The sequence below is a fragment of the Pseudomonas persica genome, assembly GCF_900291015.1.
In the GTDB taxonomy this organism is placed as follows: Bacteria; Pseudomonadota; Gammaproteobacteria; order Pseudomonadales; family Pseudomonadaceae; genus Aquipseudomonas.
The window spans coordinates 1-20,071 of sequence record NZ_OLKL01000024.1; the positions used below are offsets into that span (position 1 = coordinate 1).

Here is a 20,071-nt window from a genome sequence, read left to right on the forward strand (position 1 = left end):
AATGCTGCGCAGTACCTGTGGGAGCGGGTTCACCCGCGAAGAGGCCAGACCTGCTTACGCAGATGCTTGTCGGCCGATCATGGCCAGCGCCTTTTCGGCAATCTCCCGGGTCAACTCGCCTGCCGGCATATGCCTCCCACAGGGGCGCCACAATATTCGAATGCTGCGCAGTACCTGTGGGAGCGGGTTCACCCGCGAAGAGGCCAGACCTGCTTACGCAGATGCTTGTCGGCCGACCACGGCCAGCGCCTTTTCGGCAATCTCCCGGGTCAACTCGCCTGCCGGCATATGCCTGCCCAGCCGCAACGCCTGCCCCGACCACAGGTTGCTGAAATCGCTATTACCCTGCGGATCGGTAATCGCCCGCAACGGCATCAACGCCCCACCGGCCAGCGGGAAGCGCGGCGCCAGGTCGCTCATTGGCCCCAGCTCGCGCATGATGCGGTTGTTGATGCCACGCGCTGGCCGGCCGGTGAACAGGTTGGTCAGCGCCGTGTCGCTGGCGGGCGCGCTGTCCAGGGCCTGGCGATGCGCTGGCGAGACCTTGGCCTCGGGGCAGAACAGGTAAGCCGTGCCGATCTGCACTGCCGAGGCACCCAAGGCCAGTGCCGCCAACAGGCCGCGGTGGTCAGCAATGCCGCCGGCGGCAATCACCGGTACGCTGACCGCATCGGCCACCTGCGGCACCAGGGCGAAGGTGCCGATCTGGCTGGTAATGTCGTCGCTGAGGAACATGCCGCGATGGCCGCCCGCTTCATAGCCCATGGCAATGATCGCATCACAGCCATGGCGCTGCAGCCACACGGCTTCCTCTACGGTGGTGGCGCTGGACAGCACCTTGGCACCGCTGGCCTTTACCCGTTGCAGCAGGTCGGCCTGGGGCAGGCCGAAGTGGAAACTCACCACCTCCGGGCGCAGTTGCTCGACCAGCTGGCAGCTCTGTTCGTCGAAAGGCGCGCGGTTGGACACTGGCGTGGGGGCCGCGAAGTCGGCACCCATTTCGCTGTAATAGGGCTCGAGCGCCTGCTTCCAGCGTGCATCGCGCTCGGCATCGGGCGCTGGCGGCTGGTGGCAGAAGAAGTTCAGGTTCAATGGGCGGCCTGGGCAGCCGGCGCGGAAGGCGGCGATCTCGGCGCGCACCTGGTCGCCCGTGAGCATGGCGCAGGGCAGGGCGCCCAAACCGCCCGCCAGGCCCACGGCGATGGCCATGGCCGAGCCCGTCGCGCCGGCCATGGGGGCCTGGAGAATGGGCAACTCGATGCCCAGCAGGTCAAGGATGCGGGGGTCGGCCCAATGGCTCATGCGATTCTCCTTGCGCCGGCGAGCGGTACGGCGGGGGCAGGTGTTTACAAGGCTTTGCTGACCTGGATGTCGCTGATCTTCTCGGCGTCTTCGCCGTGGATCTTGCGCAGGGCTTGCAGGGCTTGTTCGAGGGAGGCATCGGGCATCAGCGCGAAATCCCAGCGGCGCTGGCCGTCGAGCTTGTATTTGATGACGTATTTGGTGGTCTGGGTCATGGTGGTCTTATCTGAGTTTCGACGACGAACGACGGACGATCTTGATCTTGTGGGTCAAGCTTGGCTTGCGGGTGACCGAGATCGGGCGGGTGGTCACGGTATCGATGGTGATGTTCCAGAAACCGGTGCTGGGCACGGTGATCTTTGCCGGGAACTTGTCGAAATGGCCGCCGTGGTAGGCATGACGGCCGCCGTTCTTGAAGCTGCGGAAGTTGGCGTCGTTCATCAGGCGGATATTGCAGCGCTGGGAGCACTCGATGACGACGATGTCGTCCTCGTTCAGGTGCTCGCGCTGGTGTACGAATTTCATGTGATGCTCCGCAAGGATTGGTTCTGCAAAGGCAAACGATACCACGATGTCGGGTTACACTGCCGCGCTGTTCCGCCAGGCGTAGATAAATCTGCCAAAGCAGGGAGCAAAACGGCCTGGCTGTGGTCGAACCGGATTCTTGAAGGCAGAGGTGCTGCAAATGAAGTGGATGGTGGCGGCGTTGGCGGTGACGCTGGGTGGCTGTGTGAGTGTTGCGGAACTGGAACAATCGCGTGAAACACTGGATGTGATTTCCGGCAAATCCCCGCGCGCATATGCCGATTGCATCAAGCAGAAGCTGGCTGATACCCGCGACCCGCTGGTGGAAGAGCCGCGTGGCGATGGCCTGCGGCTGATCGTGCCGCAGAAGATCAGCTCGGGCGTGGGCCCGGCGGCGCTGGTGGATATCGACAAGCGTGGCAGCGGCAGCAGCATCAAGCTGCACGAGCGGCTGAACAACTTCCCGCTGCGCCTGGGCGACGTGCGCACCGCAGCCACCCAATGCATCTCCGGGAGTTGATCCAGGGCAACTGATCGCGCTCCTTTTGCTTATATGTTTTAGGCCTAAGCATATAACAATAGAAAAGGAGGTTCGTGATGACTCCGTTGAGTCGCGTCGTGATCGGCAGTTTGCTGATTCTGGCCTGGCCCGCGGCGCATGCCGCCGATGGCCAGAAAGTCTTCACCCAGGGCGGGGCCAATCCCGCCGCCATGGCTTGCCTGGGTTGCCATGGCCCGGACGGCAAGGGCATAGCCGCTGCCGGCTTCCCGCGCCTGGCCGGGCTACCGGCCGCCTACCTCAGCAAGCAATTGCATGACTGGCGCAGTGGCAGCCGCAAACAGCCGGTGATGGAGCCGCTTGCCAAGGCCCTGACCGAGGATGAGATCAAGGCGGTCAGCACCTACCTGGCCAGCCTGCCGGCAGACCCCGCAGGCGACCTGCGTCGCCAGCAGATTGCCGATGACCCCACCACCCGCATGGCCCTGTACGGCGACTGGAACCGGCAGATTCCTGGTTGCGTGCAATGCCATGGCCCGGGCGGTGGCGGGGTTGGCGAACACTTCCCGCCCTTGGCCGGCCAGCCCGCCAGTTATCTGGTGGCGCAGCTCGATGCCTGGCGTGACGGCAACCGCAGCAATGACCCCAACCAGCTGATGGTCGGCGTGGCCAAGGCCATGACCGATGACGAGATCAAGGCCGTGGCCGAGTTCTTCGCCCGCCCCGCCAGCCAGGAGGTCATGCCATGAAACCGATGATTCCAGCTCTGTTGTTGCTGGCCGTGGGCAGCGCCCAGGCCACCCAGATCGCCATGGAAGACCAGTCGCAGTTGAAAGTGCCTGGCGTGCAGGCTGCACCGCAGTTCGTGCCGCCAGCGGAAAGTGAGTTGCCTGACAATGCCTTTGGCAAGATGGTGCGCGAGGGCCATGCCCTGTTCGTCGACACCCGCAGGCTGATGCCCGAGGCCGTGGGCAACGGCATGAACTGCAGCAACTGCCATCTTGACCAAGGGCGGCTGGCGCATTCCGCGCCGCTGTGGGGGGCGTACCCGATGTACCCCGCGTACCGCAAGAAAAACGACAAGGTCAACACCTACGCCGAGCGTATCCAGGGCTGCTTCCAGTTCAGCATGAACGGCAAGCCGCCTGCGGCCGATAGCCCGCAGATGACGGCGCTGGCGGTGTATTCGTACTGGCTGTCGACCAAGGCCCCTACCGGTGTGGAGATTGCCGGGCGTGGTTACCCGGAGGTGCCGCAGCCCAAGGGCGGGTACGACTTCAAGCGCGGCCAGCAGGTTTATCGCGAGCAGTGTGCGATTTGCCACGGCGACAACGGTGAAGGGCAGAAGGTGGCGAGCGAGTATGTGATGCCGCCGCTGTGGGGCAAGGACGCCTACAACTGGGGCGCCGGCATGCACCGCATCAACACCGCGGCGTCGTTCATCAAGTACAACATGCCGCTGGGCAAGCCGGGCAGCCTCAGTGACCAGCAGGCCTGGGACGTGGCGGCCTGGATCAACCGCCATGAGCGGCCGCAGGATCCGCGGCTGGTGGAAGGCTCCATCGAGAAGACGCGGGTGAAGTTCCATGCCAATGACGGGGTGAACCTGTATGGGCAGAAGGTCGATGGCGTGCTGATCGGGCAGGGGACCGGTAGCTGATGTATTGCCTGTGCCGGCCTCTTCGCGGGTAAACCCGCTCCCACAAGGATCACCACAGGCTATGAATGCTGTGCAGTACCTGTGGGAGCGGGTTTACCCGCGAAGAGGCCAGTACAGGCAACCTTGATTTCTGTCATCCAACTGTCATTGATGACAGCAATATTTACGATCCCCCGGAACTATCTACACTGGGTTATCTCTATCATGGCATCGGTCAGCACGGGCGGGGGCATTGTAAGGTGACTGCCGCCTGATTAGACTGCGCCGAATTCCACAGGCCTAGCCTTTTGTAAGGACGTATATGATCAAAAAATGCTTGTTCCCGGCAGCCGGTTACGGCACCCGCTTCCTGCCCGCTACCAAAGCCATGCCCAAGGAAATGCTGCCGGTGGTCAACAAGCCACTGATCCAGTATGGCGTTGAAGAGGCACTGGATGCCGGTCTGAGCGAGATCTCCATCGTCACCGGGCGCGGCAAGCGTGCTCTGGAAGACCACTTCGACATCAGCTACGAGCTGGAAAACCAGATCAAGGGCACCGACAAGGAAAAATACCTGGTTGGTATCCGTCGCCTGCTCGACGAGTGCTCGTTCTCCTACACCCGTCAGACCGAAATGAAAGGCCTGGGCCACGCCATCCTCACCGGCCGCCCGCTGATCGGTGACGAGCCGTTCGCCGTGGTGCTGGCGGACGACCTGTGCGTGAACCCGGAAGGTGACGGCGTACTGACCCAGATGGTCAAGCTGTACAACCAGTTCCGTTGCTCGATCGTCGCCATCCAGGAAGTCGATCCGCAGGAAACCAACAAGTACGGTGTGATCGCCGGTGACATGATCCGTGACGACATTTTCCGCGTCACCAACATGGTCGAGAAGCCAAAGCCGGAAGACGCCCCGTCGAACCTGGCGATCATCGGTCGCTACATCCTGACCCCGGACATCTTCGACATCATCGCCAACACCGAGCCGGGCAAAGGTGGCGAGATCCAGATCACCGACGCGCTGATGCAACAGGCGCAGAACGGCTGCGTGATCGCCTACAAGTTCAAAGGCAAGCGTTTCGACTGCGGTGGCGCCGAAGGCTACATCGACGCGACCAACTTCTGCTTCGAGAACTACTACAAGACTGGCAAGGCTTACTGATAAGCCCTGCTGGCCTGAAAGCCACCCTTCGGGGTGGCTTTTTTGTTTGCGGCGGCCAACGGCGTTATGCTGGGTGCCTGCCTAGGAGAGTGAATACATGGCCTACGATTTTGATCTGTTCGTGATTGGCGCCGGGTCCGGCGGTGTGCGCGCGGCGCGGTTTGCCGCCGGCTTCGGCGCAAAGGTGGCAGTGGCCGAGAGCCGCTACCTGGGCGGTACCTGCGTCAACGTGGGCTGCGTGCCGAAAAAACTGCTGGTGTACGGCGCGCACGTTGCCGACGAACTGGAGCAGGCTGCTGGTTTCGGCTGGACCCTGGAAGAAGGGCATTTCGACTGGGGCACCCTGATTGCCAACAAGAACCGGGAAATCGAACGCCTCAACGGCATCTACCGCAACCTGCTGGTCAACAGCGGCGTTACCCTGTTGCAGGGCCATGCGCGCCTGACCGGGGCCAATGAAGTGGAAGTGGAAGGCCAGCGTTACACCGCCGAGCACATCCTCATCGCCACCGGTGGCTGGCCGCAGGTGCCGGACATTCCGGGCAAGGAACTGGCCATCACCTCCAACGAAGCCTTCTACCTCAAGGACCTGCCACGCCGGGTGCTGGTGGTGGGCGGTGGCTACATCGCCGTCGAGTTTGCCGGTATCTTCCAGGGCCTGGGGGCGGCTACAACGCTGCTGTACCGTGGCGACATGTTCCTGCGCGGCTTCGACGGTTCGGTACGCACGCACCTGAAGGAAGAACTGGGAAAGCGCGGCCTCGACCTGCAGTTCAATGCCGACATCCAGCGCATCGACAAGCTCGAGGACGGCAGCCTCAAGGCCACCCTCAAGGATGGCCGCGAGTTGCTCACCGATTGCGTGTTTTATGCCACCGGCCGGCGCCCGATGCTGGACAACCTGGGCCTGGAGAACACTGGCGTCGAGCTGGATGCACGCGGTTACATTCGCGTTGACCCGCAGTACCAGACCACCGCGCCGTCGATCCTGGCCATTGGCGACGTGATTGGCCGCGTGCAACTGACCCCGGTGGCTCTGGCCGAGGGCATGGCCGTGGCGCGACGCCTGTTCAAGCCCGAGCAATACCGCCCGGTGGACTACCAGAACATCCCCACCGCAGTGTTCAGCCAGCCGCCCATCGGCACCGTGGGCCTGACCGAGGAGCAGGCGCTGGAGGCCGGGCACAAGGTGCAGGTGTTCGAAAGCCGCTTCCGCGCGATGAAATTGACCCTGACCGACATCCAGGAAAAGACCCTGATGAAGCTGGTGGTCGATGCCGAGACCGACAAGGTGCTGGGTTGCCACATGGTAGGCCCCGACGCTGGCGAGATCATTCAGGGCCTGGGCATTGCCCTGAAGGCCGGTGCGACCAAGCAGCAGTTCGACGAAACCATTGGCGTGCACCCGACGGCGGCCGAAGAGTTCGTGACCATGCGCACCATTACCCGCTGAGCACGTTTCTTGTGGGAGCGGCCTTGTGTCGCGAAAGGGCCGCAAGGCCGCTCCCACAAAAAGCTGCTCCTACAAAAGCCACACACCTCGCAATCCTTTGCTCAGCCCATTCCCTTCTATTAATAAACTCCGGTTATAGCCAAAACCAATCAAAAGCATGAGCTTTGCCAATGAGCCTTTATCGGGACCAGCGGTTAGGATTCTCTCCATCAACTGATTCCAACCCCATGAAGGAGCGTCTCTCATGCCAATCATCAACAGCCAGGTCAAACCGTTCAACGCCACCGCCTACCACAAGGGCGAGTTCGTCCAGGTCAGCGAAGCCGACCTGAAAGGCAAGTGGTCTGTCGTGTTCTTCTACCCGGCCGACTTCACCTTCGTCTGCCCGACCGAGCTGGGTGACCTTGCTGACAACTACGCCGAGTTCCAGAAGCTGGGCGTGGAAATCTACGGCGTGTCCACCGACACCCACTTCACCCACAAAGCCTGGCACGACACTTCGGACACCATCGGCAAGATCCAGTACCCGCTGATCGGTGACCCGACCCACGTCATCTCGCGCAACTTCGACGTGCTGATCGAAGAAGCCGGCCTGGCCGATCGCGGTACTTTCGTGATCAACCCGGAAGGCCAGATCAAGATCGTCGAACTGAACGACGGTGGTGTAGGCCGCGATGCTGCCGAACTGCTGCGCAAAGTGAAGGCTGCCCAGTACGTGGCCGCTCACCCAGGCGAAGTTTGCCCGGCCAAGTGGAAAGAAGGCGAAGCTACCCTCGCCCCATCCCTGGATCTGGTCGGCAAGATCTAAGACTGTGAGCCAGTCGCGGGCGGTAAGCAGCCGCCAAAGCTGAAGTACTTACCGCCCCGTCAAACGCCCGGGCGACCTCGCCTGGGCGTTTTTGTATCCGAGTTTTGAAAAAGGAATCGCCCGTATGTTGGACGCCACGCTTAAATCGCAACTGAAAACCTACCTGGAGCGGGTCACCCAGCCGATCGAGATCGTTGCTTCCCTCGACGACGGCGCGAAGTCCCGCGAATTGCACGACCTGCTGGTGGAAATTGCCGGCCTGTCGAACCTCATTACCTTCAGCGCGGACGGTACCGATGCCCGTCGCCCATCGTTCTCGCTGAATCGCCCGGGTGCTGCCCTTGATGGCAAAAGCATCAGCCTGCGCTTCGCCGGCATCCCCATGGGCCACGAATTCACCTCGCTGGTGCTGGCATTGCTGCAAGTTGGCGGCCACCCGTCCAAGGCCAGTGCCGAAGTGATCGAGCAGATCCAGGCGCTGGAAGGCGAGTTCACCTTCGAAACCTACTTCTCGCTGTCGTGCCAGAACTGCCCGGACGTGGTCCAGGCGCTGAACCTGATGGCGGTGCTCAACCCCAATGTGCGCCATGTGGCCATCGACGGCGCGCTGTTCCAGGCAGAAGTGGAAGCGCGCAAGATCATGGCGGTGCCAAGCATCTACCTGAACGGTGAAGTGTTCGGCCAGGGCCGCATGGGCCTGGAAGAGATCCTTGGCAAGATCGACACCAACGCAGGCAGCCGCCAGGCCGAGAAGATCAACGCCAAGGACGCCTTCGATGTGCTGGTGGTCGGGGGTGGCCCAGCCGGCGCCTCGGCAGCCATCTATGCCGCGCGTAAAGGCATCCGCACCGGCATTGCGGCCGAGCGTTTCGGCGGTCAGGTGCTCGATACCCTGGCCATCGAGAACTTCGTCTCGGTACAGGAAACCGAAGGGCCGAAGCTGGCCACGGCGCTGGAAGAACACGTCAAGCAGTACGACGTGGACATCATGAACCTGCAGCGCGGTGAAGCGCTGATCCCGGCCACCGATGGCGGCCTGCACGAAGTACGGCTGGCCGGCGGCGCCTCGCTCAAGGCCAAGACCGTGATCCTGGCCACCGGTGCCCGCTGGCGCGAAATGAACGTGCCGGGCGAGCAGGAATACCGCGCCCGTGGCGTGGCCTACTGCCCGCACTGTGACGGCCCGCTGTTCAAGGGCAAGCGTGTGGCGGTGATCGGGGGTGGCAACTCGGGTGTGGAAGCGGCCATCGACCTGGCCGGTATTGTCGCCCAGGTGACGCTGATCGAGTTCGACAGCCAGCTGCGTGCCGATGCGGTACTGCAGCGCAAGTTGCACAGCCTGCCGAACGTGAAAGTGATCACTCGCGCGCTGACCACCGAAGTGCTGGGCAATGGCGAAAAGGTGACCGGCCTGCGCTACAAGGACCGCACCACCGACCAGCAGCATGAAGTGGCGTTGGAAGGCATCTTCGTGCAGATCGGCCTGCTGCCGAACACTGACTGGCTGAAAGGCACCGTCGAGTTGTCGCCGCGTGGCGAGATCATCGTCGACGCCAAGGGCCAGACCAGCATCCCGGGTGTGTTTGCGGCGGGGGACGTGACGACTGTGCCGTACAAGCAGATCGTAATTGCGGTGGGTGAGGGGGCCAAGGCGTCGCTGGCAGCCTTTGACCACCTGATTCGGACTTCGGCACCGGCGTAAGCCTGTACCGGCCTCTTCGCGGCTAAAGCCGCTCCCACAGGAATCTCCACAGTTTTCAAAACCTGTGCAGTACCTGTGGGAGCGGCTTTAGCCGCGAAAGGGCCGGCACAAGCAAAGCCTTATCTGGGGTGTCTATGCTTACGGCAGACCCTTCAGGAATTACCCTCATGACCCTGATCAGCCGCGAACCCTGGTGGCTAGTCCCCCCAAAGCCCGGGCAGCAAGAGCAGGACCTGCACTGGGGCTACCTGGAAATCTACGCCGACGGCCGCACCGTGTTCGTCGACCAGCGCCCCAGTGACCGGGAGCTGGCCGAGCGCAAAAGCTGCCGCAACTTCCCCGACCCCGAGCCGTGACGGCTCAGCCTTCCAGCTCGGCCAGGCGTGCCTCCAGCGCCGCGATGCGCGCTTCCAGGGCTTCGATGCGTTCTTCCGACACATTGCCGCTGCTGCGTGCACCACCTTCCTGTTGCCGTGCAGCCAGGATCGCCTCGATCTCTGCCGGGTCGCCCAAGGCATGGGTGTAACGGTCTTCGCGCTGGCCGGCCTGGCGTGGCAGGTGCAAGGCCAGGCCACGCGAGATCAGGCGCTCCAGCTGGTGCTGGATCTGCTCGGTGTCGTCGAAATCATGCAGGCGGTTGCTGCGGGTCAGCAGTTCGTTGAGGGTTTGCGGCCCGCGCAGGAACATCAGGCCCATCAGTACCAGTTGCGCCGGCACCAGCTCCAGCGCCTTGTCCACCCGGTGTTCCCAGCGGTCGGCGCGGCTGCCCATCTGCAGGCGGGTCATGTCTTGTCCTTCGAGGGCGCGCAGGGCCTGGCCGACCTGGCCTTGGGTGAGGTTCATCACCGGCTCGCGGCTGGTCTTCTGGTTGCAGGCCAGGACCAGGGCATTGAGGGTCAGCGGGTAGCTTTCCGGGCTGGTAGCCTGCTTCTCGATCAGCGAGCCGAGAATACGGATCTCGATGCTGTTGAAGCGGCCTTCGCCGGCAGTTTCGTGTTCTGACATGGCCCTGTCTCATTGCTGGGGAAAGGCCACTAGGGTAGGTAATGCCATCGTGTTAGGCAATCGGGACCTGTGGGAGCGGGTGAACCCGCTCCCACACCGGCAATCTCAAGCGGTGCGCCGCTCTTCGGCCTGGCACGCCGCCGCGGTAAACAGCACATCGGTCGAAGAATTCAGCGCCGTCTCGGCCGAATCCTGCAGCACGCCGATGATGAAGCCCACCGCCACCACCTGCATGGCAATTTCGCCAGGGATGCCAAACAGGCTGCACGCCAGCGGAATCAGCAGCAGCGAACCACCAGCCACACCCGAGGCGCCGCAGGCACATACCGCTGCCACCACGCTGAGCAGTACAGCGGTCGGCAGGTCCACCGGAATCCCCAGGGTATGCACCGCCGCCAGGGACAGCACGGTAATGGTAATAGCGGCACCGGCCATGTTGATGGTCGCACCCAGCGGGATCGACACCGAATAGGTGTCCTCATGCAGGCCAAGGCGCTCCGACAGGGCCAGGTTGACCGGAATGTTGGCCGCCGAGCTGCGGGTGAAGAACGCGGTGATGCCGCTTTCGCGCAGGCACAGCAGGGTCAGCGGGTAGGGGTTGCGGCGGATCTTCCAGTACACGATCAGCGGGTTCATCACCAGCGCCACGAACAGCATGCAGCCGATCAGCACCGCCAGCAGGTGCAGGTAGCCGAGCAGGGCGTCCAGGCCCGACTGGGCCAGGGTGGCGCTGACCAGGCCAAAGATGCCCAGCGGGGCGAAGCGGATGACCACGCGCACGATCAGGGTCACGCCATTGGACAGGTCCTCGACCACGGTGCGGGTGGTTTCGCCGGCATGGCGCAGGGCCACGCCCAGGCCGATGGCCCAGGTCAGTACGCCGATGAAGTTGGCGTTGAGCAGGGCGTTGATCGGGTTGTCGACCGCACTCAACAGCAGGTTCTGCAGTACCTCGCTGATGCCGCCCGGCGCGCTCAGCGTAGCCTCGCCGGTGCTCAGCACCAGGTTGGACGGGAACAGCATGCTGGCGACCACAGCGACTACTGCGGCGCTGAAGGTGCCCAGCAGGTACAGCCAGAGAATCGGGCGGATATGGGTTTCCTGGCCGTGGCGGTGGTTGGCGACCGAGGCCATGACCAGGATGAACACCAGCACGGGGGCCACCGCCTTGAGGGCGCTGACGAACACTTTCCCGAGGAAGGCCATGTCGCGGGCGATGGCGGGCGCCAGCAGGGCCAGGGCGATGCCGGCGATCAGACCGATGACGATCTGCATCACCAGGCTGGTGCGATTGAGGAAGCGGAGGACGGGGGTCATGTGCAGCGATATCCCAGCATGTTCGAAAAGGGCGCGACTTTACCATAGACCTTCGTAGAGCAGGGGTGGCCCTTTCGCGAGTAAACCCGCTCCCACAGGACCTGTACAGGTTTCGAATTGGGTGCTGTACCTGTGGGAGCGGGTTCACCCGCGAAGAGGCCCTCAAGGTCACCAGTGAAACAACTCCCGCCGCGCTCCCTCGGTAATCGCCACGATCCCCGGGTGTTTGACCTTGCGCTCCACCGAAATGGCATAAAACGACTCGTGCACGGCCTCGGTCTGCCCGATCAGCTCCACGCCATACTGGCGGCACACTTCCTCGGCGATCACGCTGGGCGCGACGAAGATGCCGCTGCCCGACTGCCCGAATGCCTGCATCAAGGCACTGTCATCGAACTCGCCCACGATCCGTGGCTGCACCTGCTGCTCAGTCAGCCAGCGCAGCAGGCGGCTGCGTACCACGGTTTCCTGCCCGGGAACAAGCAATGGCGCATCCTGCAGGCAGGCGGGGAAGGGGCCTTCCAGGCGTTGCGCCAGCGCCAGGGTGGCGAAGAAGCTCAACCCGCACTCGCCCAGCTTCTGGCTATAGCCCTTGATGTCCAGGTGGCTGGGCATGGGGCTGTCGGAAATCACCAGGTCCAGGCGCTGGATCGCCAGGTCGGCCAGCAGCCGTTCGAGCTTGTCTTCGCGGCAGTTGATGCGCAGCACGTCGTCCAGCTCCATGGTCGGCGCCAGCAGGCGGTAGACGATGGACTTTGGCACCACGTCCGCCACGCCCACGCGGAACAGGATCTGCTCTTGCGGGCCGGCCCGCAGCATGGCTTCCAGTTCGCCGCCCAGCTGGAACATCTGCTCGGCATAGATCAGCGTCTGGCGCCCTGTTTCGGTCAGTTCCAGCTGCCGTCCCACGCGCTGGAACAACTCCAGGCCGTAGGTCTGTTCGAACAGGCTGATCTGCCCGCTGATGGTTTGCGGAGTCAGGTTCAACTGTTCGCTGGCGCGGGCGATGCTGCCGGTCTTGGCCACCGCCCAGAAGTAGTGCAACTGCCGATAGTTGAGCATCGGTGCCTTTCCGGATTCGTAAAAACCGAAGTATAACCGCTGAAAATACGAATTTTCCTGATGTATCGCGCTCTTTAGAATGCGGCTCCATCAGGTGCCCTGTGCGCCGCCGGAATATCGACAAGCGAGGAACCCATGCTGCAACTCAAATCCATCGGCACGCCGCTGGTACTGGCCTTGGCCCTGTTCACCCTGGCGGGTTGCGAGCAGGCCGAGAAATCCGCCCAGCAGATGCTCGACCAGGCCGCACAGTCGGCCAAGCAGGCCATCGACGATACCAACAAGGCCGCACAGCAGGCGTTGAGCGAGGCCATGGGCAGCGAAGGGCACAAGCCAAAAGACGCCGACAAGCAAGAACAAACCCAGGAAATCTGACCCCAACCGCTGCTGCAGGATTTGAACAATGGAATACTTGCTGGAACTCGCCGCTAGCCCTACCGCCTGGGTTGCCCTGGCTACCCTGGTGGCCATGGAAGTTGTACTGGGTATCGACAACCTGATCTTCATCTCCATCCTGACCAACAAGCTGCCGCTGGAGTACCGCTCCAAGGCGCGCCGTATCGGTATCAGCATGGCCCTGGTCATGCGCCTGGCCTTGCTCAGCACCGTGGCCTGGATCGTCCAGCTGACCGACCCGGTGTTCGAAGTGTTCGGCAATGCCTTCTCGTGGAAGGATGTGATCCTGATTGCCGGTGGCCTGTTCCTGTTGTGGAAGGCGACCAAAGAGATTCACGAGAACGTCGACCCGCACGGTGCCAAGGAAGAAGCCAAGGTGTCGTCGACGGTTACCCTGGGCTTTGCCGCGGCGATCTTCCAGATCCTGTTGCTGGACATCGTCTTCTCGGTCGACAGCATCATCACCGCCGTGGGCATGACCGAGCACCTGCCGATCATGATCATTGCCGTGATCACTGCAGTGATCGTCATGCTGGTGGCCGCCGACCCGTTGGCCAACTTCATCAACGACAACCCGACCGTGGTGATGCTGGCCCTGGGCTTCCTGATCATGATCGGCATGACGCTGATTGCCGAAGGTTTCGGCGCCCATGTACCGAAGGGTTATGTGTACGCGGCCATGGCCTTCTCGACGGCGATCGAGATCCTCAACATCCTCGCCCGTCGGGCGCGGTTGAAGCGTGAGGCGGCCGAAGGTTGATGTGAAAAAGCGGGGCGCTTGCGCCCCGTTCGCGGCTGAACCCGCTCCCACAAGTACCCCGCCGCTTTTGAAGGCAGTGGAGGACCTTGTGGGAGCGGGTTCACCCGCGAATGGGCCTCAGGAATTTCTGAAATCAGTGCACCCCGGCATGCCGCCGCGCCCGGCGCACGGGCTGTGGCTTGACGGGGACCTGCGGTGGCAGGTGGTGGTGGGAATGACGCCGCACGATACGCAGTACACCCCACAGCATGGCGGCTGCGACGCTCAGCCACATGCCCACCAGCATGAGGATTGCCATGGTCAGGCTCATCTGTGCCTCCATCTCTACAGGCCGCGTTCGGTCAGCCGACGCTGGCCTTCCAGATACTGCTTCAGTCTAGCCTTTCGCCTGTGACGTTCCATTGACCGAAGGTCTATTGCTTGGTCCGATTTGCTCCTAACCGGTGTCGGACTATACCCGCGCCGCTGTCCGACCTATGATCGGGGCCAGAGCCGGGCGCTGCCTGCCTGGCGTTGGAGCAAGCGAGTGTCCATGCAGCAACATTCCCTCAAAACCACCCCCCGTCGGCTGCTGGCTGCCTGCCTGGTAGTGGCCAGCCTGGCCGGCTGTGCCAGCGCACCCTCCGCCAACCTCAAGGGCCTGCCACAGCGGGTCGAGATCAGCAGCGTGCCGTTCTACCGTGGCAACGCCAACCACAGCGGCGCCATGGCATTGGCGGCGGTGCTGTCGCAACAGGGCGCTCCGATCACCCCGGGGCTGCTGGACAAACCGCTGAATCTGCCTCAAGGCGCCGAGGCGCTGGGCACCGGCATCCCCCGCGTGGCGCGCGACTACGGCATGGTGGTGTATCCGCTGGACAAGCAGCTGGACGCGCTGTTGACCCAGGTGGCAGCGGGCAACCCGGTGCTGCTGCGTTACGAGGATGGTTCTGTCTGGTGGAGCGAGCCACGCTATGCCGTGTTGATCGGCTACGACCGCTACAAGCAGCGGGTGCTGTTGCGCTCGGGCATGCACCGGCGGCAGGTAATGGCGTTCGATGACTTTGCCTCGGCGTGGGCGAAGCAGGGGAGTTGGGCGGTGCTGGTGCAGCCACCGCGGCAACTGCCGGCCCAGGTGGACCGTCAGCGCTGGTTGCAGGCTGCAGATGAACTGGCCCGGGCGGGGCAGGAAATTGCGGCGAAGCAGGCCGTGAGTAGCCTGAACAAATAGCTTTATCTGTGCCAGCCCTTTCGCGGGTGAACCCGCTCCCACAGGCACCCCGCTGCCCTCAGGTCCAGTGCTATCCCTGTGGGAGCGGGTTCACCCGCGAACAGGCCAGGCCTGCCTACATCAGAAGCCCAGGCGATCGCGCAGGCTGTAGTACCAGGCACCAATGGCGCTGAACGGCACGCGCAGCATCTGGCCACCCGGGAACGGGTAGTGCGGCAGGCCGGCGAAGGCGTCGAAACGCTCGGCCTGGCCACGCATGGCCTCGGCCAGCACCTTGCCCGCCAGGTGGGTGTAGGTCACGCCGTGACCCGAGCAGCCCTGGGAGTAGTAGATGTTGTCACCGATACGGCCAACCTGTGGCAGGCGCGACAAAGTCAGCAGGAAGTTGCCGGTCCAGGCGTAGTCGATCTTCACGTTCTTCAGCTGCGGGAAGGCCTTGAGCATCTTCGGACGGATGATCGCCTCGATGTTGGCCGGATCACGCGCGCCGTACACCACACCACCACCGAAGATCAGGCGCTTGTCGCTGGTCAGGCGGTAGTAGTCGAGCAGGTAGTTGCAGTCCTCGACGCAGTAGTCCTGCGGCAGCAGGGTGCGCGCCAGTTCGTCGCCCAGTGGCTCGGTGGTGATCACCTGGGTGCCGCATGGCATGGACTTGCTGGCCAGCTCTGGTACCAGGTTGCCCAGGTAGGCGTTGCCGGCGACGATGATGAACTTGGCGCGGACCTTGCCCTGCGGGGTGTGCACCACCGGGTTGGCGCCACGCTCGATGCGTACGGCCGGGGTCTGCTCATAGATGATGCCGCCCAGCGACTCGACCGCGGCGGCTTCGCCCAGGGCCAGGTTCAGCGGGTGGATGTGGCCACCGCTCATGTCCAGCATGCCGCCCACATAGTTGTCGCAGGCGACCACTTCGCGGATGCGCTTCTGGTCCATCAGCTCCAGCTGGTTGTGACCGAAGCGTTCCCACAGGTGCTTTTGCGACTCCAGGTGGCCCATCTGCTTGCTGGTGAGGGCAGCGAACACGCCACCGTCTTTCAGGTCGCACTGGATGTTGTACTTGGCCACGCGCTCACGAATGATGCGCCCGCCTTCGAAGGCCATATGGCCCAGCAGTTGGGCCTCCCTGGGGCCGACGGTGCGTTCGATGACGTCGATGTCGCGGCTGTAGCTGTTGACGATCTGGCCACCATTGCGGCCCGACGCGCCGAAGCCGACCTTGGCCGCTTCGACGATGCTCACCTTGAAGCCGTTCTCCAGCAGGAACAGGGCGCTGGACAGGCCGGTGTAGCCGGCACCGATGATGCACACATCGGTTTCCACCTCACCCTGCAGCGCCGGACGTGGCGGCACCGGGTTGGCCGAGGCGGCGTAGTAGGACTGGGGGTAGGGGGTGTTAGCCATGCTGCAGGAACCTCGTGTTTTATATTTTTAACGAATGTACCGATGCTATCAATAATAATAAACACCCGCTAGTCGTCTGTTGAAAATCCTTTACTCGGTCCCTGTCAGCGCGTCCTTACTATAAAGAGTTTAAGATTCAGTAGCTTAGCGCGAAAAAAAGTGTTGACAGGGGTTTTGGAATGGGTAGAATGCGCACCACACGACAGGCATATAGCTCAGTTGGTTAGAGCACCACCTTGACATGGTGGGGGTCGTTGGTTCGAGTCCAATTGTGCCTACCAAATCGAAAAAGGGGTGATCCGTAAGGGTCATCCCTTTTTTCATTGGGGTTCTACGGCAGGGCTGCGCGGCAGTCGGCCTATGCACGAATCCCGAAAGTTTTTGATTTTTCTCAAAAAAAAGCTTTACAGGTACGCATTCGATCATTAATATGCGCACCACACGACAGGCACATAGCTCAGTTGGTTAGAGCACCACCTTGACATGGTGGGGGTCGTTGGTTCGAGTCCAATTGTGCCTACCAAATCGAAAAAGGGCGATCAGCAATGATCGCCCTTTTTGCTGTGCGCGCGAAGCAGCGTGTAACATTTGGTCGCGGTTCGGGGTATTGGCCGGCGTGCTAGAATTCGCCCTTCGAATCTGGAGGTACACGCGTGCGCAAACTGGCTGTGGTAATGGCAGTGCTGGCCCTGGCGGGCTGTGAGAACGAGGTCGAAGGCGTGCACAAGCAGGTGGCCGAACACCTGCAAAACCCCAAGACCGCCAAGTTCGGCAACGTCCGGATTGACACCCAGGGCACCATCTGCGGTCAGGTCCGTGGCAAGGATGATGCCGGGCAGTACCAGGCCTACCGCAGCTACGTGGCGATCAAGCGTGATGGCCAGTACGAAATCATCGTCGACGACAGCGGTAACAACCTGCGCATCCGCGAGATGTGCGGCGGCGCCGAACTGCAGCGCCGCGCCGAAGCCCTGGCTGGCCAGCCGGCCCCGCAAGGCTGGGATGTGGAAGTTATCCAGGGGGCCAACATGGGCGCGCTCAGCGACATGACCGCACGCCTGATCGAAAAGGGCATCCCGTCCTCGGTGGAGTACCGCGACGGCAAGCCGGTGGTGCTGATGGGGCCGTTCCCCAGCCGTGAGGAGGCCGAAGCACGCAAGGCCGAGGTAATGGCCAAGCTGGGTACCGATTCGGTGGTCATCCAGCACGGCGCAGCGCGTTAAACCCGGCTCCTGCAGGCGCTGCTTTTTGTGGGGGGCTTCCACAAGTCCGTTCCTGCAAGGTCGGCGCAGCACAGTCACGCGTGCGCTAGACATTGTCCGCACAGTTTTGGCTATGCTTGACAGGAAGAAGCCGAACGGGGAGGGCCTCATGTCTACACTGGAGCGGGCCATTGCCGTGGCCGCCAGGGCGCATGAAGGGCAGTACGACAAGGGTGGGGCTGCTTATATCCTCCACCCGCTACGCGTGATGATGCGGGTTTCCACACCTGAACAACGGATTGTCGCGGTGCTTCACGATGTGATCGAAGACACCCCGCTGACCCTGTCCGACCTGGCGCGCGAGGGCTTCGCGCTGAAAATCCTTGCCGCCTTGCTGGCGCTCAGCCGTCGTGAGGGCGAGGCCTACCAGGACTTCGTGGTGCGCCTGGGCGGTGACCCGCTGGCGCGCACCGTCAAACTGGCCGACCTGGCCGACAACAGCGACCTTTCGCGCATCCCGTGCCCGGGCCCCGCCGACCTGGCGCGGCTGGCGCGTTACCGTGAAGCCAGCGCCTACCTGCAGGCATTGCCCTGAGGTTCAGCCACAGGCCTTGAGGTTGACCGGCCCGACGAACTCATTGCCGCGCCCCATCACGCAGGCCACCTGCTGGTTGCGTTGCCGCTCCCAGGCTTGCGGCGGGTAGGTTTTGTGCCAGGCTTCGAACAACTGGCGGTCCTGCCGGGACAGGCGCAGGTTGTACTGCTTGCTCATGTAAAAGTAGGTGCGTGCGATCATGCCGCGGATGGATGGGCGTGGCATGACCTTCTTGGCCTTGAAGTCGACCTGGGTCAGGCAGCTGCCATACTGGCCACGCTGCTCGGGGAGCCAGCCAAAACTGAAATTGCTGCGGTCGCCATTGACCTCGCCGATGCTTGGCACCAGGTTGTGCAGGTCGGCCTCGGCACGCTTGTACACCTCGTCATGCTGCGAGCACTGCTTGCGCCCGCCATTTTGCCAACACTGGCGCTGATGACCGATCTGCCAGGCCGGCACGATGTGTTCCCACTCGATGCGCGCTGCGCGCTGGGCATTCTTGCGCGGGGTATAGCCGCAGGACGCCAGGTCGACCCTGTTGCCTTTGTACTTGCAGCCGCAATAGAACTCGGTCGATTGCGGCGCATACAGCTTCCAGGCAACCTTCTTGGCCTCCTGGAAGGTCCGCGGGGCGTCGGCTTGAGCGAAGGGGGTGGTCAGAAACAGGCAAACAGCCGCGACAAGCGAAACTCTCATGCGTGGTCAGTCTTCCTTCGGCACGGTCCAGAAAATCTGCACGCCGCCATCATCGCGGTGGGCGAGGGTGACGTTGTCGTTTTCGGCGATTTCCCCGAGCAGGGTTTCCCAGTCTTCCGGGGCTTCCTGTTCCAGACGGAAGATCAGCACCGCGCGGCTGCGCTGGGCGGTGGGGCTGTTGATGATCTTCTGGATGCGCATACCCAGTTGTTCATAGCTGCTCGAGGTGGCGGAGGCGGTGCTGGACACAGGCATTTCCTTGTTTTGCTGTACGCACATACAGTATTTCACGGTAAGTAATTTCGCAACAGCCTGTCAGGTGAAAACTGTGCTCAAGCCTGGATGGCGGGCATGCAGCCGGTATAGTTATCCTTTCATGGCCAAGCTATCGCTTGGCTGCGTTTTCAAACAGCCAATCACGAAATGCCATTATCTTTGGCAGGCTTGCACATTCCGGGCGATACACCACGTAATAGGCCAGCGCCGAATGGAAGGTGATGTGCGGGAACAGCCGGACCAACCGGCCTGCTGCCACATCATCGTGGGCCATGACACTACGTGCCAGTGCCACACCTTGGCCATCGATCGCCGCTTGCAGCACGGCAGCGGAGTTGTTGATCTTCAACGCCCGCGCAGTGGCAACACAGGCCACGCCTGACTTTTTGACCCAGGCCGTCCAGGTGGGGAAGTCCGAGCGCTCATCCATCGACAGGTCATGAATCAGTGTTGCCTGCGCCAGGTCTTCTGGCGTTTGCAGGCGTGAAGGGGCGCGCACAAGGGTCGGGGAGCAAACCGGGTATACCTCTTCATCCATCAACCGTTCTGCGGTCAGTCCTGGCCACGCGCCCGGGCCGTAGCGCACCCCTATGTCGATGCGCTGCGCGACGAAATCGACCGCGCGCAGATTGGTGTCCAGGCGCACATCCATGTCGGGCCATGCAGCATGGAAACTCTCGATCCGCGGCAGCAGCCATTTGGCCGCGAACGCCGGGCTTACGGTCACCGTCAGTGCCCCGCTGGTGGTGCCTTCCTTGAGTCGCTCGAGCCCTGCCGCCAGGCGATCGAAGCCTGCTCGCAGGTCCGGTAGCGCCTGTTCGGCGGTCTCTGTCGCGACGAGCCTCACGCGTCCACTGGTTGCCCGGTGAAACAGAGGTGTACCGAGCCAGTCCTCCAGCGAGCGAACCAGTTGGCCAACGGCAGCGGGGGTGACATTGAGCTCTGCGGCAGCCGCGGAAAAACTCTGATGGCGGGCGCTGGCCTCGAAGGCACGCAAGGCATTGAGGTGTATCGGCATCTTCATGGCAGTAAAGTTTTTCTTTGTCGTGCTGGCAGTT

The 20,071-nt window shown here is 62.5% G+C and carries 24 protein-coding genes and 2 tRNA genes; 15 read left to right on the plus strand and 11 right to left on the minus strand.

Annotated elements, in window-relative coordinates; all coding sequences use genetic code 11:
- Positions 1-213 precede the first annotated feature (213 nt).
- From FQ664_RS12165 to FQ664_RS12170, 3 genes are read right to left on the minus strand one after another with little or no spacing between them, the layout of a single operon-like run.
- Positions 214-1,302 carry an NAD(P)H-dependent flavin oxidoreductase gene (locus FQ664_RS12165; protein ID WP_144172134.1) on the minus strand — a complete coding sequence of 363 codons (1,089 nt, stop codon included), beginning with the start codon at positions 1,300-1,302 and terminating at the stop codon, positions 214-216.
- A 44-nt stretch (positions 1,303-1,346) separates the two neighbouring features.
- Positions 1,347-1,517, minus strand: coding sequence for a hypothetical protein (locus FQ664_RS27225; protein WP_178090984.1), 171 nt, complete (start codon positions 1,515-1,517; stop codon positions 1,347-1,349).
- Between the two features lie 7 nt (positions 1,518-1,524).
- Positions 1,525-1,827, minus strand: a complete 303-nt coding sequence (locus FQ664_RS12170) for a DUF1883 domain-containing protein (protein ID WP_144172135.1) — start codon at positions 1,825-1,827, stop codon at positions 1,525-1,527.
- Between the two features lie 160 nt (positions 1,828-1,987).
- On the opposite strand from FQ664_RS12170, the gene FQ664_RS12175 reads away from it, so the two are divergent.
- The 8 genes from FQ664_RS12175 (at position 1,988) to FQ664_RS12215 (ending at position 9,446) form a co-directional block, all read left to right on the plus strand.
- Entirely contained in the window at positions 1,988-2,347 is a 360-nt protein-coding gene (locus tag FQ664_RS12175) for a hypothetical protein (protein ID WP_144172136.1), read from the plus strand.
- Positions 2,348-2,424: 77 nt separating this feature from the next.
- Positions 2,425-3,075, plus strand: coding sequence for a c-type cytochrome (locus tag FQ664_RS12180; RefSeq protein ID WP_144172137.1), 651 nt, complete (start codon positions 2,425-2,427; stop codon positions 3,073-3,075).
- A complete protein-coding gene (locus FQ664_RS12185; protein WP_144172138.1) occupies positions 3,072-3,986 on the plus strand; it encodes a c-type cytochrome in 915 nt (304 codons plus the stop codon). Before FQ664_RS12180 ends, FQ664_RS12185 begins: the two co-directional genes overlap by 4 nt.
- A gap of 301 nt (positions 3,987-4,287) precedes the next feature.
- Positions 4,288-5,127 (plus strand): UTP--glucose-1-phosphate uridylyltransferase GalU, encoded by an 840-nt coding sequence (gene galU, locus FQ664_RS12195; RefSeq protein WP_085590936.1) that lies wholly within the window; start codon positions 4,288-4,290, stop codon positions 5,125-5,127.
- Between the two features lie 97 nt (positions 5,128-5,224).
- A complete protein-coding gene (gene gorA / locus FQ664_RS12200; RefSeq protein WP_144172140.1) occupies positions 5,225-6,580 on the plus strand; it encodes a glutathione-disulfide reductase in 1,356 nt (451 codons plus the stop codon).
- 244 nt (positions 6,581-6,824) lie between these two features.
- Positions 6,825-7,388 (plus strand): alkyl hydroperoxide reductase subunit C, encoded by a 564-nt coding sequence (ahpC, locus tag FQ664_RS12205; protein WP_004375926.1) that lies wholly within the window; start codon positions 6,825-6,827, stop codon positions 7,386-7,388.
- 124 nt (positions 7,389-7,512) lie between these two features.
- A complete protein-coding gene (gene ahpF / locus FQ664_RS12210) occupies positions 7,513-9,090 on the plus strand; it encodes an alkyl hydroperoxide reductase subunit F (protein ID WP_144172141.1) in 1,578 nt (525 codons plus the stop codon).
- A 167-nt stretch (positions 9,091-9,257) separates the two neighbouring features.
- Positions 9,258-9,446 (plus strand): hypothetical protein, encoded by a 189-nt coding sequence (locus FQ664_RS12215; protein WP_013973178.1) that lies wholly within the window; start codon positions 9,258-9,260, stop codon positions 9,444-9,446.
- Between the two features lie 4 nt (positions 9,447-9,450).
- Here the strand turns inward: FQ664_RS12215 and FQ664_RS12220 are convergent, their stop codons facing one another.
- The 3 genes from FQ664_RS12220 to nhaR all read right to left on the minus strand — a co-directional run bounded on the left by FQ664_RS12220 (position 9,451) and on the right by nhaR (position 12,474).
- Entirely contained in the window at positions 9,451-10,095 is a 645-nt protein-coding gene (locus FQ664_RS12220; protein WP_144172142.1) for a YceH family protein, read from the minus strand.
- Positions 10,096-10,200: 105 nt separating this feature from the next.
- Positions 10,201-11,412 (minus strand): serine/threonine transporter SstT, encoded by a 1,212-nt coding sequence (gene sstT / locus FQ664_RS12225; RefSeq protein ID WP_144172143.1) that lies wholly within the window; start codon positions 11,410-11,412, stop codon positions 10,201-10,203.
- A 168-nt stretch (positions 11,413-11,580) separates the two neighbouring features.
- Complete coding sequence (gene nhaR / locus FQ664_RS12230) at positions 11,581-12,474, minus strand: transcriptional activator NhaR (protein ID WP_144172144.1); 894 nt, start codon at positions 12,472-12,474, stop codon at positions 11,581-11,583.
- A 135-nt stretch (positions 12,475-12,609) separates the two neighbouring features.
- Between nhaR and FQ664_RS12235 the strand changes: the two genes are divergently transcribed.
- Positions 12,610-12,849 carry a hypothetical protein gene (locus FQ664_RS12235; protein WP_144172145.1) on the plus strand — a complete coding sequence of 80 codons (240 nt, stop codon included), beginning with the start codon at positions 12,610-12,612 and terminating at the stop codon, positions 12,847-12,849.
- Between the two features lie 28 nt (positions 12,850-12,877).
- Positions 12,878-13,630, plus strand: a complete 753-nt coding sequence (locus FQ664_RS12240) for a TerC family protein (protein ID WP_144172146.1) — start codon at positions 12,878-12,880, stop codon at positions 13,628-13,630.
- Between the two features lie 133 nt (positions 13,631-13,763).
- On the opposite strand, the gene FQ664_RS27230 is transcribed toward FQ664_RS12240, so the two are convergent.
- Positions 13,764-13,940: a hypothetical protein gene (locus FQ664_RS27230; protein ID WP_178090985.1), complete on the minus strand. Its 177-nt coding sequence runs from the start codon at positions 13,938-13,940 to the stop codon at positions 13,764-13,766.
- Positions 13,941-14,162: 222 nt separating this feature from the next.
- Between FQ664_RS27230 and FQ664_RS12245 the strand changes: the two genes are divergently transcribed.
- Positions 14,163-14,840, plus strand: coding sequence for a peptidase C39 family protein (locus FQ664_RS12245; protein ID WP_144172147.1), 678 nt, complete (start codon positions 14,163-14,165; stop codon positions 14,838-14,840).
- 120 nt (positions 14,841-14,960) lie between these two features.
- On the opposite strand, the gene FQ664_RS12250 is transcribed toward FQ664_RS12245, so the two are convergent.
- The gene (locus tag FQ664_RS12250) at positions 14,961-16,244 is read right to left on the minus strand and encodes an NAD(P)/FAD-dependent oxidoreductase (protein ID WP_144172148.1); all 1,284 of its coding nucleotides are present in this window, start codon (positions 16,242-16,244) and stop codon (positions 14,961-14,963) included.
- A gap of 204 nt (positions 16,245-16,448) precedes the next feature.
- Between FQ664_RS12250 and FQ664_RS12255 the strand changes: the two genes are divergently transcribed.
- From FQ664_RS12255 to FQ664_RS12270, 4 genes are all read left to right on the plus strand, one after another.
- Positions 16,449-16,525, plus strand: a tRNA-Val gene (locus tag FQ664_RS12255).
- Positions 16,526-16,690: 165 nt separating this feature from the next.
- Positions 16,691-16,767, plus strand: a tRNA-Val gene (locus FQ664_RS12260).
- 130 nt (positions 16,768-16,897) lie between these two features.
- Entirely contained in the window at positions 16,898-17,467 is a 570-nt protein-coding gene (locus tag FQ664_RS12265) for an SPOR domain-containing protein (protein ID WP_144172149.1), read from the plus strand.
- A gap of 148 nt (positions 17,468-17,615) precedes the next feature.
- Complete coding sequence (locus FQ664_RS12270; RefSeq protein ID WP_144172150.1) at positions 17,616-18,041, plus strand: GTP pyrophosphokinase; 426 nt, start codon at positions 17,616-17,618, stop codon at positions 18,039-18,041.
- Positions 18,042-18,044: 3 nt separating this feature from the next.
- Here the strand turns inward: FQ664_RS12270 and FQ664_RS12275 are convergent, their stop codons facing one another.
- From FQ664_RS12275 to gcvA, 3 genes are all read right to left on the minus strand, one after another.
- Positions 18,045-18,737 carry an endonuclease gene (locus FQ664_RS12275; RefSeq protein WP_144172151.1) on the minus strand — a complete coding sequence of 231 codons (693 nt, stop codon included), beginning with the start codon at positions 18,735-18,737 and terminating at the stop codon, positions 18,045-18,047.
- A 6-nt stretch (positions 18,738-18,743) separates the two neighbouring features.
- Complete coding sequence (locus FQ664_RS12280) at positions 18,744-18,986, minus strand: DUF1654 domain-containing protein (RefSeq protein ID WP_144172152.1); 243 nt, start codon at positions 18,984-18,986, stop codon at positions 18,744-18,746.
- Between the two features lie 136 nt (positions 18,987-19,122).
- The gene (gene gcvA, locus FQ664_RS12285) at positions 19,123-20,037 is read right to left on the minus strand and encodes a transcriptional regulator GcvA (RefSeq protein ID WP_144172153.1); all 915 of its coding nucleotides are present in this window, start codon (positions 20,035-20,037) and stop codon (positions 19,123-19,125) included.
- Between the last annotated feature and the right edge of the window lie 34 nt (positions 20,038-20,071).